Source organism: Sutterella seckii, assembly GCF_009183815.1.
Taxonomy (GTDB): Bacteria; Pseudomonadota; Gammaproteobacteria; order Burkholderiales; family Burkholderiaceae_F; genus Sutterella; species Sutterella seckii.
The window spans coordinates 1-13,871 of record NZ_WEHX01000066.1; the positions used below are offsets into that span (position 1 = coordinate 1).

Annotated in this window: 10 protein-coding genes and 1 pseudogene; 8 read left to right on the forward strand and 3 right to left on the reverse strand. The window is 58.5% G+C overall.

The genetic code is table 11. The features are described 5' to 3' along the window. The first annotated feature begins 49 nt into the window (after nucleotides 1-49). The gene (locus GBM95_RS08685) at nucleotides 50-1,909 is read left to right on the forward strand and encodes an autotransporter family protein (protein WP_152158738.1); all 1,860 of its coding nucleotides are present in this window, start codon (nucleotides 50-52) and stop codon (nucleotides 1,907-1,909) included. An 11-nt stretch (nucleotides 1,910-1,920) separates the two neighbouring features. Continuing rightward, nucleotides 1,921-3,099 (forward strand): OmpA family protein, encoded by a 1,179-nt coding sequence (locus GBM95_RS08690; RefSeq protein ID WP_152158739.1) that lies wholly within the window; start codon nucleotides 1,921-1,923, stop codon nucleotides 3,097-3,099. 115 nt (nucleotides 3,100-3,214) lie between these two features. Here the strand turns inward: GBM95_RS08690 and GBM95_RS08695 are convergent, their stop codons facing one another. The 3 genes from GBM95_RS08695 to GBM95_RS08705 form a co-directional block, all read right to left on the reverse strand. Further along, a complete protein-coding gene (locus GBM95_RS08695) occupies nucleotides 3,215-7,048 on the reverse strand; it encodes a DEAD/DEAH box helicase (RefSeq protein ID WP_152158740.1) in 3,834 nt (1,277 codons plus the stop codon). 183 nt (nucleotides 7,049-7,231) lie between these two features. After that, nucleotides 7,232-8,518 (reverse strand): amidohydrolase, encoded by a 1,287-nt coding sequence (locus GBM95_RS08700; protein ID WP_152158741.1) that lies wholly within the window; start codon nucleotides 8,516-8,518, stop codon nucleotides 7,232-7,234. Nucleotides 8,519-8,643: 125 nt separating this feature from the next. Further along, nucleotides 8,644-9,015, reverse strand: coding sequence for a hypothetical protein (locus GBM95_RS08705; RefSeq protein ID WP_152158742.1), 372 nt, complete (start codon nucleotides 9,013-9,015; stop codon nucleotides 8,644-8,646). Between the two features lie 292 nt (nucleotides 9,016-9,307). On the opposite strand from GBM95_RS08705, the gene GBM95_RS08710 reads away from it, so the two are divergent. The 6 genes and pseudogenes from GBM95_RS08710 to GBM95_RS08735 form a co-directional block, all read left to right on the forward strand. Next, nucleotides 9,308-9,547 carry a hypothetical protein gene (locus GBM95_RS08710; RefSeq protein ID WP_152158743.1) on the forward strand — a complete coding sequence of 80 codons (240 nt, stop codon included), beginning with the start codon at nucleotides 9,308-9,310 and terminating at the stop codon, nucleotides 9,545-9,547. Nucleotides 9,548-9,592: 45 nt separating this feature from the next. Beyond that, a complete protein-coding gene (locus GBM95_RS13185) occupies nucleotides 9,593-9,778 on the forward strand; it encodes a helix-turn-helix domain-containing protein (protein WP_152158744.1) in 186 nt (61 codons plus the stop codon). A gap of 12 nt (nucleotides 9,779-9,790) precedes the next feature. Next, a pseudogene (locus tag GBM95_RS08720) lies at nucleotides 9,791-10,171 on the forward strand (recombinase family protein); the annotation flags it as partial. A 128-nt stretch (nucleotides 10,172-10,299) separates the two neighbouring features. Continuing rightward, the gene (locus tag GBM95_RS08725) at nucleotides 10,300-11,949 is read left to right on the forward strand and encodes a zinc ribbon domain-containing protein (protein ID WP_152158746.1); all 1,650 of its coding nucleotides are present in this window, start codon (nucleotides 10,300-10,302) and stop codon (nucleotides 11,947-11,949) included. A gap of 883 nt (nucleotides 11,950-12,832) precedes the next feature. Continuing rightward, nucleotides 12,833-13,375, forward strand: coding sequence for a helix-turn-helix domain-containing protein (locus tag GBM95_RS08730; protein WP_152158747.1), 543 nt, complete (start codon nucleotides 12,833-12,835; stop codon nucleotides 13,373-13,375). Then, a partial coding sequence (locus GBM95_RS08735) for a transposase (RefSeq protein WP_226963245.1) occupies nucleotides 13,332-13,871 on the forward strand: 540 nt, incomplete at its 3' end. The genes GBM95_RS08730 and GBM95_RS08735, both read left to right, overlap by 44 nt.

The following is a 13,871-nucleotide window of genomic DNA, read 5'->3' on the forward strand; positions in this document are numbered from 1 at the left end:
ACTTCAAAACAATGATTTATCTCGTTGCAGGTAATCTGGATTTCAGCAGATGGACTCAGGCTTTAAAGTGTGGTTACCCACACTAAACGTCATAGAGCCCAAAAACCTGCGTCCCACCGGCGGCACGATTGATCTTCACCACGCGGAAGACAAATGGAATGAGGCGAATCCGTACCAATATCTGATGGTGAAAAACATCACGGATGAAGCCTATCCGCTGGAGAACGGTACTCGCACGGTTGCTCCTGCTGAAAACTCTCTCTTCATCCTCAACACCAACATCATGGGCGACCCTGAGAAGGACGGCAAACGCGTCTTCTCCTTCGACGGCATAACCTATTACAACAAGGTTGAGGACGACGGAAAAATCGAAGACGGCACCGTTGAAGATGGAGTCTTCACCGGAAACGGCAGCTTCGTCTTCAACGGCGAGGAAGTGCCGATTGAGCTCAAGGGCTTCAAGGTAGCGGAGGCCGCTGCGCGCATGCGCCATGACATCCGTTTCGGCGACTTTCTCGACTTCCGGACGGAAACGTCCAAAGCTCAGGAGCCCAAGGAACAGCATTATCGCGTCCGCATCAACGACGGAACGATCGCCGACGGATCCATCGACTATCAGGGGCGCGTGCTCAAGTTTGCAACTACGCCTGCGCATGTGAAGCTCTCGGGCGACTGGACGTCGCTCGACTACACCGCCTTCAAGTACAAGCCGAAAATCTGGAAGACCGAACACACGGACAAATACGTGGATGCTTCGGGTACTCTCAGTACCCGTCCTGAAAGCGTTCTGAATGAACAAGGCGAGATCCAGGATGCAGTGAATTCCACGCTCTTCGAGCGCGACGATTATGACATAGTCGTGGAAGGTCTTGAATCCACGGAATCCGACCCCGATGCCCTCGACATCGCTACCGGAATGACGGACTACTGGGTCTCCGGCTACACGAAGGAGATCAACGACCCCGGCAAGACCGCTACGGCCATCGCAGGCATCAGCTTCAACCCGATTTATCTGAGCACGCTGAGAAAGCGCTTGGGTGAAGTGCGCTACGGCGCTCAGGATGGTCTCTGGGCCAAAGCCATGATGATGAAGGATTCCGTGGGCGGCATCGCCTCGAAGGGCTACGACCAGGATCTCTACGGCGTGAGCTTCGGCTGCGACCATCTCGTGCGCAACACTGAGGAAGGCCTCTGGCTCCTCGGCGCCAACATCCGCCAGGCGCATGCCGAGCAAGACCTGATGGCCGGTCAGGGGTCGGGCAAAACCGATGCGATCGGTCTCAACGCCTATGCGACCTGGGCCAACTATCAGGGCGCTTACGCGGACTTCGTGCTCTCGGCCGACCATTACCGCCAGAAGCTTTCCACCGTCGGTGAACATGGAAAGATCACGGGCAAATACAACACCCTCGGCTGGGGCGCTTCGATCGAAGTGGGCCACATGTTCCATACGACGCGAAACGACCTCTCCTGGGGCCCCTGGTACAACTCGTGGTGGCTTGAGCCTCAGCTCCAGCTTGCCTTCTATCGCGTTGAAGGAGAAAAGTACACGCTCTCGAGCGGTGGCAGGATCCGGCAGAAGGATGCAGATTCGCTCATCGGCCGCGCAGGGATCGTGGTCGGGAAGAAATTCAACTACGGCGAAGACCGGGAGGAAATCGACCGCCGCTATTCGCAGCTTTATCTGAAGGCGGGCGTCAAGCACGACTTCCTCGGCGACCGCACCGTCTGGTTCGGAAGCGACCGCTTTGACGGCGAGGTGGCCGGGAAGACCACTTTCTACTATGGGCTCGGCGGCGACTGGCAGTTCAATGAACGCATGCGTCTTTACGGACAGTTCGAACGGGAAACCGGCGATGACTACGAGAAGGACTACGAAGTCTCGGTTGGTCTCAAGTACGAGTTCTGAGGAGAAAGAAGATGCATACGAAATTGAAGTTCGCCATCCTTACTGCGTTCTCTGCCGCCGCGTTCGCTGCTGCACCAGTACATGCCGCTTATTCCGTCTACTCCGACCCCGACTGCGGTCCGAAGGTTGAGAGCTCCGCCTGGTTCATCGACTATTCAGGCACGATGCAGGAAAAGCTCAGGGAGCCCGAAGAGAAGTCCTATCCGGACTGGGCAAAGGGGAAGGAAAAGGAATACGACGCCCTTTATGACTACCGCAAGGTCGTCCTCGCGAAGAACCTGCTTCTCAAGCTCCGCAGGATGCTCCCGACAGAGGCCGGGATCCAGGTCGCCGCCGGCACCATGGCGCCTCATACGCTCCCCGTCGGCTTTAAGGACGACTTTGAAGAGAAAGTGGGGCGGCTGCCGGAACGCCTCGAGGTTTTCGGGCGCATGACGAACCCCGGCGAAGGCCTGATCGACTATGAGAAGCGCCTTGAGCGATATGCGGAGTCGGAAAAGGAACTTCAGCGGGAGACCGCGGAGCTTCTCCGCAAAAAGAGCGCGCTTCTTTTCTTCACCGATGGCGACGAGGTGAACCGCGGGCGCCTTTTTGAAGAAGGCTGGAAGGCTTTCCGGGAAAAGGAACCGCTCGCGAAGCCCGTGATTGTCGCCTTCACGGACGACGAGGAGACGGAAAGGGAAGTCAATCGCCTCGCGGAAGTCGTTCCCGGACTCATCACCGCGGACGCGCGCGAACTGCTCTTGAATGATGAATCGATGGCCGCCTTCATCGCGAAGGTCTTCTATACGCCGTGTCTCGACTTCACGCTCTCGGCCGACACGCTCTTTGCGTTCGATAAGCACGTGCTGAAGCCCGAAGGCATTGCGGAAATCCATCATGTCGCCGAAGTGCTCGCGAAGGAAAGGAAGATCATCGACCAGCTTCACATCCGCTTCTCGATCACGGCGCATACGGACCGCATCGGCACGTATGAATACAACGACCGGTTGTCGGAGCGCCGCCTCAACACGGTTCTCAGACAGCTTGAGAAGGAGGGCGTCGACATGTCGCTCTTCGTGATCCGCCGTGCGGAAGGCGAATATCACCCGGTGACGGGCGACGCCTGCAAGGGACTCTGGAACCAGGAGGCGATCGACTGCCTGCAGCCCGACCGCCGCGTCGAAATCCGCATGGTGCGGCCCGAGTAGGGCTTCCGATCAAGTCCGGGAAGATCGGCTGCAGAGCGTTTGGCTGCAGTCCGGTTTTCCGGACTCTTCATGGAGAATCCGCATTCTTTTCGGCCGTTCATCCGGCCTTTGGGCTTCAGGAAAGCGCAAAGATGCGGTTGAGTTCCTTCGCCGGCAGGTCTCCGATCCAGGATTCGCCCGCCGCAACCGTTAGGTCCGCGAGGTCGCGCTTGGAGGCGAGCATGTCGTTGATCTTCTCTTCAAAGGACCCGGCCGTGATGAGCCGGTAGACCAGAACATCCCTGCGCTGCCCGATGCGGAAGGCGCGGTCGGTTGCCTGCGCTTCGACGGCCGGATTCCACCAGAGGTCGTAATGGATGACGGCAGAAGCCGCTGTCAGATTGAGGCCCGTGCCGCCCGCCTTCAGCGAAAGAATGAAGATTCTCGCCGTGCGGTCCGTCTGGAAGCGGTCCACCATCTTCATGCGTTCAGTTCTCGAGACGCCCCCGTGGAGGAAGTCGGGACGCTCGCCCGTTGCGGCTTCGATCCACTCCTGAAGGCGCTCGCCCATCTCGCGGTACTGCGTGAAGATGAGCACCTTGCGATCGGATTCGAGACACTGACCGAGGATTTCGAGCATCGCGTCGGCTTTGCCGGAGTCCGGTCGAAGCGCTTCCGTCTTTGAATACTGCGACGGGGAATTGCAGATTTGCTTCAGGCTCGTGATGAGCTTGAGGACAAGACCGCGGCGCGCCATGCGGCCCGAGGGCGAGGAGGCGTCGGGCGCTTCCTCGGCCTCGCGGATTTTCTCCATGAGCTTCTGGAGCGTTGCCGCATAAAGCGCCGCCTGTTCGGTGCGCATGAGCGCATAGTGGTCCGCTGTATTCTTTTCCGGAAGATCCGCAATGATCGACTTGTCGGTCTTGAGGCGCCGCAGCATGAAGGGCGCGGTAAGGCGCCGGAAGGCTTCCGCCGCCTGCTGATCGCGGTCGCCCTCAATGGGTTCGGCAAAGGTTTTGGCAAATTCCTTCTGCGTGCCGAGGAGCTTCGGCTGCACGGCCGAGAGAATCGACCAGTATTCCATCAGGCGGTTTTCAACGGGCGTGCCCGTCATGGCGATCACCTGATCAGCCCTGATGCCGCGCACGGCGGCGGTCTGAGCTGTGGAAATATTCTTGATCGCCTGCGCCTCATCGAGGACGAGAAGCTTCCAGCGGACGGAGGAGAGCACCTCATAGTCGCGCCGCAATGTTCCGTAGCTCGTGAGAAGCACGTCGGGCGCTTCTTCCGGAGCGGGGAGCTTTCTGTCGGCGCCGTAGTAGGTGCCGACGGAGAGGGCCGGCGCGAACTTCGCGATTTCGCGCGTCCAGTTCGTGATGAGCGTGGTCGGAAGGACGGCGAGCACCTTGCGGGCTTTGAGGTCTCCCCGGTTCCTGAGTTCCAGAATGGCGGAAATGACCTGCAGGGTTTTGCCGAGACCCATGTCGTCGGCAATGAGGGAGCCGAGCCCGAGGGAGAGGTTCTTCATGAGCCACGAGTAGCCGCGCTCCTGGTAAGGGCGAAGCGCTGCATTGAGGCCCTTCGGAGGCGGAACCTCCTCGACATCGGTGATGTGCTTGAGCGCCTCCCGTACTTCCGGGGACACCTCCACGGGTGCGCCCTCATATTCGCCCGTGAGCACCGCGCGCATCTTTTCGAGCGCGGAGAGTTCAGGCGGGTTTTCAAGCGTGCGGCGGATGAGGTCGATTTCCGCCGGGTCTAGGTAGACGAAGTCGTCGTCGATCTGAATGACTTCTCCCCGGTGGGCTTCGGCGAGCTTCAGGAACTCCTCGGCCGTCATCTCCCGATTGCCGATGGCGGCCTTCCAGTTGAATTCGCCGATCGCGTTCTTCGCGAGCAGACTCTTCGAGAAGCCTTCGCCCGCACCCGCAGAAGCGGTGAGGCGCGGCCGGAGGAGCTTTCTCATCGAGGCCGGGAGCATCAGCGTGACGCCGAGCATCGTGAGGTAGGGGGCCGTCTCAAAGAGAAAGTCCCTGAGATCCTCCATCTCGAGCGTGGCGGGCCTGCCCTTCGACGACCGGATTTTTTCGAGCACGGGCGCGCCCGCGCTGAGCGTTTTGAGAACAGTGAGCGCCGCATAGCGGTGAGCGGCGTAGCGCGGCTCCTTAATGAGGCGCGAAAGCATGAGGGGCCGCTCGGTGGGTACGGGGCTCTCGGCGAGGGCTTTTTCGGTCGGCGCGTCCGCAGCTTCGGGCGCTCCCTCATCTTCGGGCGAATTGAGCTCCTTTTCCGCCGCGGCGCGAATGTCGGCATTGCGGCCGATGATGCCGAAATTGAGCTTGATTTTGCTGTCCTTCGCAGTGCGGACGGTAAGCACCGGGAGCCACGGATAGACGTCTCCGAGCGCAAAGGGCGCGAGCGCCCGGGCAAGGACGATGCCGGCATCGGGCGCCGTGCGGCCGTCGAGCGGCGTGAGGTCGAGCCCGGAAGCCGCAAAGTCGAGAATGTCCTCGCGGTCGGCGAGCTTTGGATAGTTTCCGATGGTGTTCCTGAGGAATCCGGCAATGGCGGCGGAAAGGAGAAGAATCGCGGCGGCATAGGGCGACTTTTCAGCTTCCGGGAAGAGCTTCAATGCCTTCGCGGAAATCATGCGCTTTGCCCAGGGGGCGATGCCGAGCGCGAGTTCCGTGACAGCGCGCCGTACGGCTGCGTCGCGAAGCGCCGGGAGCCACCAGACGCGGGGCGCGGGCGACTTGATTTTCGGGGATTCGGTAACAGCCGGCACGATGGCGCCGAGCCTGAGGAGCTCTGCGGCAAGGCGCGAAATCTCCCGCCAGCATTCAAATTCCGCCGGAAGGGCTTCGGCCTCGCGGGCGCTCGTCATGCGGATCGCCGGGAAGAAACCTTCGAGCGGAAGCGAAACGGCCTTCGGCTTTTTCCCGTCATCGGACGGACGCGCAATCTCGAGCGTCCGTTCCATGCCGTCCTGCCCGAACCCGAGTAGAACCTGTGCGCCCGGGGTGCTGAGCTCCGGATATTTTTCGCCGAGCTCCTCCGTTATCCGGCCGCAGAGGGTCGAAAACGCGCGGGGAGCGGTGAGAAGCCCCCCTTCGGAAGCCGCAAGTTCGTTCTGGGCTGCGCGCTTTTCAATGACGGAGAGCGTCTTTCTTGCGCTTTTCCAGAGCGCATCCAGGTAGTCGCTGCAGTCCTTGCTCGAAGAGATGGGAGTCGTCTTCGGGTAGAGCCCGAGCATCACATCGGCGAGATCGGGGAGCCCGGAGAGGGAGAGCGAGCGCAGACGAGCGAGCGCTTCGGATTCTATCCGCGCGCGGTCGTCGTCAGTGACTTCGTCCGACCCGGAGTCGACCGCGGGGAAGCTCTCCGAGGCGCGGCGGAGGAGCGCTTCAGGCGAAAGCGGCTTCACCGTCACGGCGCCCCCGAGATTGATCCCGCGGGCCTTGAGCTCCTCCTTGAGGTGAATGCCCCGGAATTCAAAGATGAAGAAGGGATCAAGGTCGATTCTGTCGGCAATGATGTAGAAGACCGCCGCGATGTGCTTGCAGACCCGCGCCGAATCCGGGCAGGAGCAGGAGAGGTGCATCGCGCGCCAGCTTCCCGGGAAAAGCTCAATCCCGAGCTTTTCGCAAAGGGGCGCAATTTCCTTCGGAAGTTCTCCGTCAAGGAGTCCCGCGACGATGTCGGGGTCTGCGGCAATGGCGTCCGCAAGGCGCTTCACGCTCTTCGCGGGGACGGGCTTCATCCCGACCTCCACCTCATAGGGGTAGTAGGCGGAGCCGTCGACGAGCGCCTCGATGCGAAGGTTCGGGACATTGAACTTCGTTTCAATCACGCGCCCTGTATTGGCATACGTTTTCCCGCGGGGAAGACGATTGGCGTTGTCGACGCGCTCGAGGGCGCGCAGCCATTCTGCGCCCCACCAGGTGGTGCCGTATTGTCTTCTGGGAGCCATTTTGCGGGAATCCTTTGCGTTGAAGCGGGGAAGTTGGTAAAAGCGCTTGATGCGCAGAAATGCGAAAGGCCGTTCGCGCCGGTTTCTCGAATGGAGAAGCCGACGGCGGACGGCCTTCGTCAATGACCCGCTTCACCCGGATGCATGACGCTCCGGGGAGGCGCGGGTCGCCGGGAGACCTGGTCAGATGCCGTTCAGTCGCTTCGCCATGCGGCAGAAGACCTCAAAGCCGATCGGCATGCTCGTCTCATCCTGAATTTCGAAGTCGGCGCGGTGATGACCGTGATGGTTGCAGCCGAACATGAAGTAGGCCGCCTTGCCGCCGTGGTCGACGACGCGCTTGATGAGAACCGTGCAGTCTTCGGAGCCGGCGGGCTTGTCCTCGCGGAAGGTGCGCTTGACGCCTTCGATCTTCTTCGCTTCCTCCTCGACCATGTCGATGAGGTCCGGGCAGACGGTAAGCGTCGTCGCTTCGCCAGCCTTCACGATTTCGCCTTCAACTTCGTAAGCGCGCTTGACGCCTTCGACGATGTTGCGGACGTTCTGAACCATGTATTCGTTCACTTCGCCCGTGGCGCCGCGGACTTCGAGCTGCATGTCGGCGTGGACCGGCGTGACGTTGCGGCCTTCGCCGGCGTTGAGCTTGCCGACGGCAATGCGCGTGACGCCTTCGCCGCTTCTCGGAATGCCCTGCATCATCATTGCAGCGGCGCAGGCGGCCATGAGGGCGCTTCTGCCCTTTTCAGGGTCGGAGCCCGCGTGCGAGGGACGCCCGTGGAAGTGAACGTCGATCTTCGTCGAGGCAAGGAAGCCGCCCGTCATGAGGCCGACTTCGCCCAACTTCGCAAAAGTGCCGACGTGGCCGCCGATCAGGTAGTCGCAGTCGTCGACGATGCCGGAGGCAGCCATGGCGTTGCCGCCGCGGACGCCTTCCTCAGCGGGCTGGAAGAGGACCTTGAACTTGCCCTTCAGTTCGTCCTTGTGGTCGACGAGCCAGCGGCAGACCTCGAGCGCGATCGAGGAGTGCGAGTCGTGACCGCAGGCATGCATGAAGCCCGGGTGCTTCGAGGCAAAGCCGCAGGCGGTGGGAACGTGGTCCTTCGAATTGGATTCAGAAACAACAACGCAGTCCATGTCGGCGCGGAACGCGGTGACGGGACCCGGACGGCCCGTGTCGATGACGGCGACGACGCCCGTGTAGCCTTCCGTTTCATCAATGAAGGACTGCGGCACGCCGTGGGACTTGGCGCGTTCAATCGCTTCGGCGACGAGCTTCGGGTCGCGGCCCATGACGGCATTGGGATTGATGACCTTGAGACCGAGGAGAGGCTTGAGGCCGAGCGAGCGCAGACGCTCCGTAATAAGCCAGCTCGTTTCGAATTCCGTCCAGCCTTCTTCAGGCATCTGATGGATCTTGCGGCGGGTCGCAACCATTTCTTCGATGTACTGCTCTTTCGTGAATGCAGTCATGGGGTGAACTCCTTGAGCTTTTTTGAAGCGAAATGCTTATAGAAACAGGGCGTCCGGGAATTTTCGAACTGCCGGATCGCCGGGCCTCAGATGAAGGTCGGGCAGGATTTTAAACTTTTTCGGGCTCAGTCCTTCGAGAACTCTTTCTTGAAGGCGGCTCCGAAAGCGCTCAGTCCTTCCTTTGCCGCATCGTACGTCCTGACGGCGCCGTCCTTTGCGGCTTCATAGCCTTCCTTTACGGTGCGCTTCGCGTCGTCATAACCGTCGCCGCTTTCTTCCTTCGCGGTTGCCCAGCCGCGCTGAACCGCTTCCTTGGTCGTGAGGTAGCCCTTCTGGATGCAGTCCGCCGAAAGCGCGCGGGCTTTGTTGAGGCCCTCTTCGTCGGCCACCTGCTTGATGTGGGAGAGGGAGCAGGATTCCGCGGTGACGGCAGCTCCGGCAGAAAAAGAGTAGGCGCCGGCGGCGCAGACGGATAGAAGAAGGAGAAGCTGCTTCATATTGGGTGATCCTTATGGCAGAACTCCGCGCTGCGCCTCAAGGGTGCCTCTGCGGAGGATCTGATCTCAAGCGTAATGGAGAAATTTTAAAAGGCATGAGGCGCGGCGTCGGAATAAAGACGTTTCTGAAAGCATCCGGGCCGTTGTAGACAGATCTCGTTGCATTTCGGGAATCATTCGTACGGAGAGCGCGGCAGTGAAGTCGGAATCAATCGATTTTGCATGGTAAATTGTCTCCATCTATTCAGAAGCGCATCCAACAGGCGTACCGAACCCAACAAAGGAAACACCCATGAAGAACGCTTTCAAAGTGCTCGTTCTCTGCGCGGCAGCTGCCGCGGCCGGTCTCGCCCACGCTGACGCTGATCAGACGAAGCTCTACGATCCGATGTCGGCCAAGGAAAAGGTCGTCGTCAATGTCGACCTCCTCGGCAAGGACGGCAACACGGCTGTCGGCCAGGTGGTTGCGGTCAATACTCCCTACGGCGTTGCTTTCTACCCGAACCTCAAGGGGCATTTGCTAGTCGAATAAAATGTTATCAAACCTCCCATAACGCGCAGAATAGGAGGAATAAAAATGACGCTTTGTTCGATTGGAGTCATTGCCCGACATTACGGCGTATCGCCGAGCACTATCAGACGCTGGGTAGAGAAAGGCGTTATTCAGACAGAAGGCCGCACCTTCGGCGGTCATCGAAGATTCAGGAAGCCTGCAGTTCAATCCGCGGAAACGGCTGAACGAAAAATTGTCGGCTACGCCTGAGTTTCCTCGCACGATCAGAAGTCGGATCTGCTGCGGCAGGCTGATCGCCTGCGTGAGGCCGGCTGCGACGAAGTGATTTCCGACATTGGTTCAGGACTCAACTGCCGAAAGCCCGGGCTGCGCAGACTCCTGCGGATGCTTCTCGACAACCGCATTGAGAAGCTGCTGGTGCTCCATGAAGATCGTCTTCTGCGTTTCGGCGTACCCCTTGTTCGCTTTCTCTGCGGTCGGGTGAATACGGAATTTCTCGTCGTTGAAGCCGTGACGCCGGTTTCCTTTGAAGCAGAGCTTGCCCGGGATGTGGTGACGCTCATGACGGTTTTCTGCGCTCGTCTTTACGGGCGGCGGGGAAGACGCAAAGGTACGCCGCATAATTTGCAAGCGATGGGTTAAAAATTTATTTCTCTGTATATCAATAGATTACGATAAATTTGCGGGTTGTGTGTTTGCTTGCGACACCGCCGGACGTATGCGGTCTTCATAATGCGGAAACCTTTTTTGAACAGCATACAAGTTTCCCCATGCACCTCGATCCACTCCGTCCATCCGAGCCCGATCCTCACATCATCGACAGCGACCGCATTGAAGCGCTTGAGGTCGACAACAGTGAAAACTCCGTGCGCACCATCATTCGTCTTATCGATGTTGAGGCGCTCGGCAGCTTTGAGCGCGAGGAGCTCGACAAGCTCCGCCGCGCGTTCGGCAGGGAACGCGCCCGTTTCTTTCAGATCCTTCGAATGCGGGAGCATCGCAGGAATTGTTACGGCACGGGCTACCGCAGGATTCGCGACGCCATCGTGAAGGAAGACCGCATGGCCAGGAACATGGGCGTTGACGTGCAGGCGAAGCATTCCGGACTGCAGGCGAGGCACTGGAAGATGGCGCTGCAGTCGGCGGCGATCGTCGTCTCGAACTACTGGCGTCTGGCGCAGGCGAACGCCCGATCCATGATTTTTGCGAAGGAGTGGACGAAGGACCTCAATGATGTGGAGCACTTCTACATCCAGATGATGCTTTCGAAGCTGCGTCCGGAATTCTTCGAGCTTCTCGACGGCAAAAATCCGCACTTTGAAAGATTCCGGATGGAGGAAATCCGCGATCTCCCGAAGCTCTGTCTGAGGATCCGCCGGACGGTGCGGAGAGCTTTAGGGAGCTTCCCGAGTCCGGGCCGGTCCGTCAACGTCTGGTTCGACCAGTCCTGCTACAAGGTGCAGAACGAAAACGGCGTCGAGTGCGTCTACCTGACGAGCATGACGAAGGGAAAGCGCATCCGCGTTGAACTCAAGGGCATCGGCAAGGTGGGAAGCGTCATTCACCTTCTTTTCAGGGATGACGGAAAGCTTGAGCTTCATGTCATGGAGCCTCTGAAAAAGAAGCCGCTTCTAAATGTGCCGGTCATTCCCGAGGAAAAGTACTACTCCCGGGCCTTCGACATGGGTCTTACCGAAGTCTTCACGGACGATGAAGGAAATCACTACGGGAAAAACCTCGGGGAGCTGCTCTCGCAGTTTGCTGAGACGCTCAACCGAAAGCTCACGGCAAGGAATCGCCTGCAGTCGCTCGCGCGAAACACGACAAGCAAGCGCAAGCGCCGCAACATTCTGTGCTTCAATCTGGGAAGCGATCGTTTTGACGCGCTCAAAGCCCGGATGAAGGCCCAGATCCGATGCTGCATCAATCACGCCCTGAACGAAATGTTCAAGAAGGCACCGGCTGATGCATACATCGTTGAGGAGCTGAGCGCGAATTTCCTTCAGGATCTAAAACTTCCTAAACGCGTCAAGCGCCTGCTGTCAGGATGGGTCCGGGGCATCATCGGCGAGCGGCTGGCCTTCAAGGCGGCCGAACGCCAGGTGAAGCTTGTGAAAGTCGCGGCCGGGTACTCGAGCCAAACATGTTGTCAATGTCTGTTTACCTGTCGCGAGAACCGGAAGGGCGACAAATTCAAGTGCATGCAATGCGGCACTGTCTACCAATCGGATCATGTGGGAGCGCTTAATCTGCTTTTCCGCGTGGGAAGAGGAACCTGGCCGAGGAAGATGACGAAGGAAAAAGCCTGGGAGCTTTCCCGACGGGAGTATGAGGAGTGCTGCCGTCTGAGAGGCGTGGAGCCGCTTGACGATCCTCATAAAGCTCAAAAGAAGGTGAAGAAGACCGCCGTTGCGAAGTGAGGTGCGTTGCTCCAAGTTTTTAAGAAGAACCGCAAATCAAAATGAATGAAGAAACAATACTGAAGACCGTGAAACCACCGGATATCCAGTAAGAAACCGTCAATCCCGGCGGTCATGCGATCCGAAGCAGGCATGAAGAACTGAGAGTGCGTGGGGATTAGAGCAGCGCACGTAATGATCGCTTCTTCAGCAAGCCAGGAAGCACGCCGGGAAATAAATGCGCTTTTAGAGCGGCAGCCCGGGCCATTTCAGACATTGTTCCCTAAGCGGGGCAGAGGAAGAATTTGAGCAAGAGCTGCTGACCGTTGCGGCGCTGACAGCCATGGTCCATTCGCTCATTCCTAGGATCAGAGAGCTGAACAAAGGAACCACCCCGGTAAAATTGGTGGATTCCAGCTAACGGCGGGCCGTTGACTTATGACCAGACAGAGGTTCGCAGTGGAATAGGCGAAAGGTCTCCAACTATCATAAAATACCTATAAAGCAATTCTTGACCGATTCATGAGAAATACCGCAAAATTTAAGGCATATCTTGTGGCCTTTCGACGTTTAGTGTGGGCATGTAGCCCCACCGCTACGGGAGCGTGATAGCCTTCTATGGCTTGGGAACGGCGGTTATTAGTTCCCTAAAACATGAGCATCGTTGCACCCCTGACGATTGAATTTATGCTGTCGACAAGGCTGTCAAGGCCGGAGCCATATATCGCAGGCCCGCAGGGCCGAGAATATGCTGGCGGAGCGCCTTGACAGACGCAGGCGACAGCTATCAGCCTTGAGGTTCGGAGTAAGGCACTAGTGCCTTACTCCCGAGCCTCACGGCGGCGAGTGCGGGGGTTAAGGGGGCAAAGCCCCCTTAGACGGCGCAGGAACTTTGAACGGCAAAATGGCTACCTTCGACACTCTTAGTCTCTTTACGGCTGCTCTGATGCTCCCGGAGCCCTGGTACATTGAAAAGGTTGAATTCCCTGAGGAATCAAACAAGGCACGGGCTCTGCATCTCTACATCAAGTTCCGAAAGGGGGCTCGTTTCCCGGATCCTGCGGCAGTAGGCAGCACCCTTACCCACCCGGTCTATGACACGCAGTCTCGTATCTGGCGGCACATGAATTTCTTCCAATATCAGTGCTATCTGCATTGCGAGGTGCCTCGTATCACAGGTGGCGACGGCAAGGTACGACAAGTTTCCGTGCCCTGGGCTCGTCCCGGGAGCGGCTTTACGCTGCTCTTTGAGGCTTTGATGTTGATGATGTCTCAAGCCGCACCAGTGGCAAGCTGCGCGAAGCAATGCGAAGTCACCGACAATCGCCTGTGGCGGATCATTCAGCACTACGTAGAGGCTGCCAGAGCTGAAGTCGACCTGAGCGGCGTAACCGCGATTGGCATTGACGAGACCAGCAAGAAAGGAACGGATTACGGCCGACCTTGAAACGGGCAGCGTCATCAACGTCCAGGACGGCAAAGACTCTTCAACCGTGGATAAGTTCGCCCTGGACTTCGCCGCTCACGGCGGCCTCTCTGAGGCCGTTACGGCAGTTACGAGCGACATGTCGCTTGCCTTCGACAGAGGCATCAAGATATCCCTGCCGAATGCGGAAGTAATCATCGACAAGTTCCACGTAGTCAAGAACTGCAATGATGCCTTGGATCAAGTGCGCCGCAGGGAATCCAAGACCGAAGGCGTGCTTAAGAAATCACGGTACCTTTGGCTGAAGAATTTCCAGAATCTCAACAAGGTACAACAAATCAAGCAGATGGCTCTCTCGCAGTTGAATTTGCAGACCGGCAGAGCCTACCGAATGCGCCTCAGCCTGCAGAACATCTATCAGAATTGCGAGACCAGAGAGGATGCCGACTTCAAACTCAAGGAGTTCTGCAGCTGGCTGATGCACGCCCGCATTCCAGAGATGAAGCGGGTGGCAAAG

What these genes read in the sequence shown, in the direction of transcription:
- GBM95_RS08685 (WP_152158738.1), top strand. Translation starts at nt 50, where the DNA reads ATGGACTCAGGCTTTAAAGTGTGGTTACCCACACTAAACGTCATAGAG.
- GBM95_RS08690 (WP_152158739.1), top strand. Translation starts at nt 1,921, where the DNA reads ATGCATACGAAATTGAAGTTCGCCATCCTTACTGCGTTCTCTGCCGCC.
- GBM95_RS08695 (WP_152158740.1), bottom strand. Translation starts at nt 7,048, where the DNA reads ATGGCTCCCAGAAGACAATACGGCACCACCTGGTGGGGCGCAGAATGG.
- GBM95_RS08700 (WP_152158741.1), bottom strand. Translation starts at nt 8,518, where the DNA reads ATGACTGCATTCACGAAAGAGCAGTACATCGAAGAAATGGTTGCGACC.
- GBM95_RS08705 (WP_152158742.1), bottom strand. Translation starts at nt 9,015, where the DNA reads ATGAAGCAGCTTCTCCTTCTTCTATCCGTCTGCGCCGCCGGCGCCTAC.
- GBM95_RS08710 (WP_152158743.1), top strand. Translation starts at nt 9,308, where the DNA reads ATGAAGAACGCTTTCAAAGTGCTCGTTCTCTGCGCGGCAGCTGCCGCG.
- GBM95_RS13185 (WP_152158744.1), top strand. Translation starts at nt 9,593, where the DNA reads ATGACGCTTTGTTCGATTGGAGTCATTGCCCGACATTACGGCGTATCG.
- GBM95_RS08725 (WP_152158746.1), top strand. Translation starts at nt 10,300, where the DNA reads ATGCACCTCGATCCACTCCGTCCATCCGAGCCCGATCCTCACATCATC.
- GBM95_RS08730 (WP_152158747.1), top strand. Translation starts at nt 12,833, where the DNA reads ATGGCTACCTTCGACACTCTTAGTCTCTTTACGGCTGCTCTGATGCTC.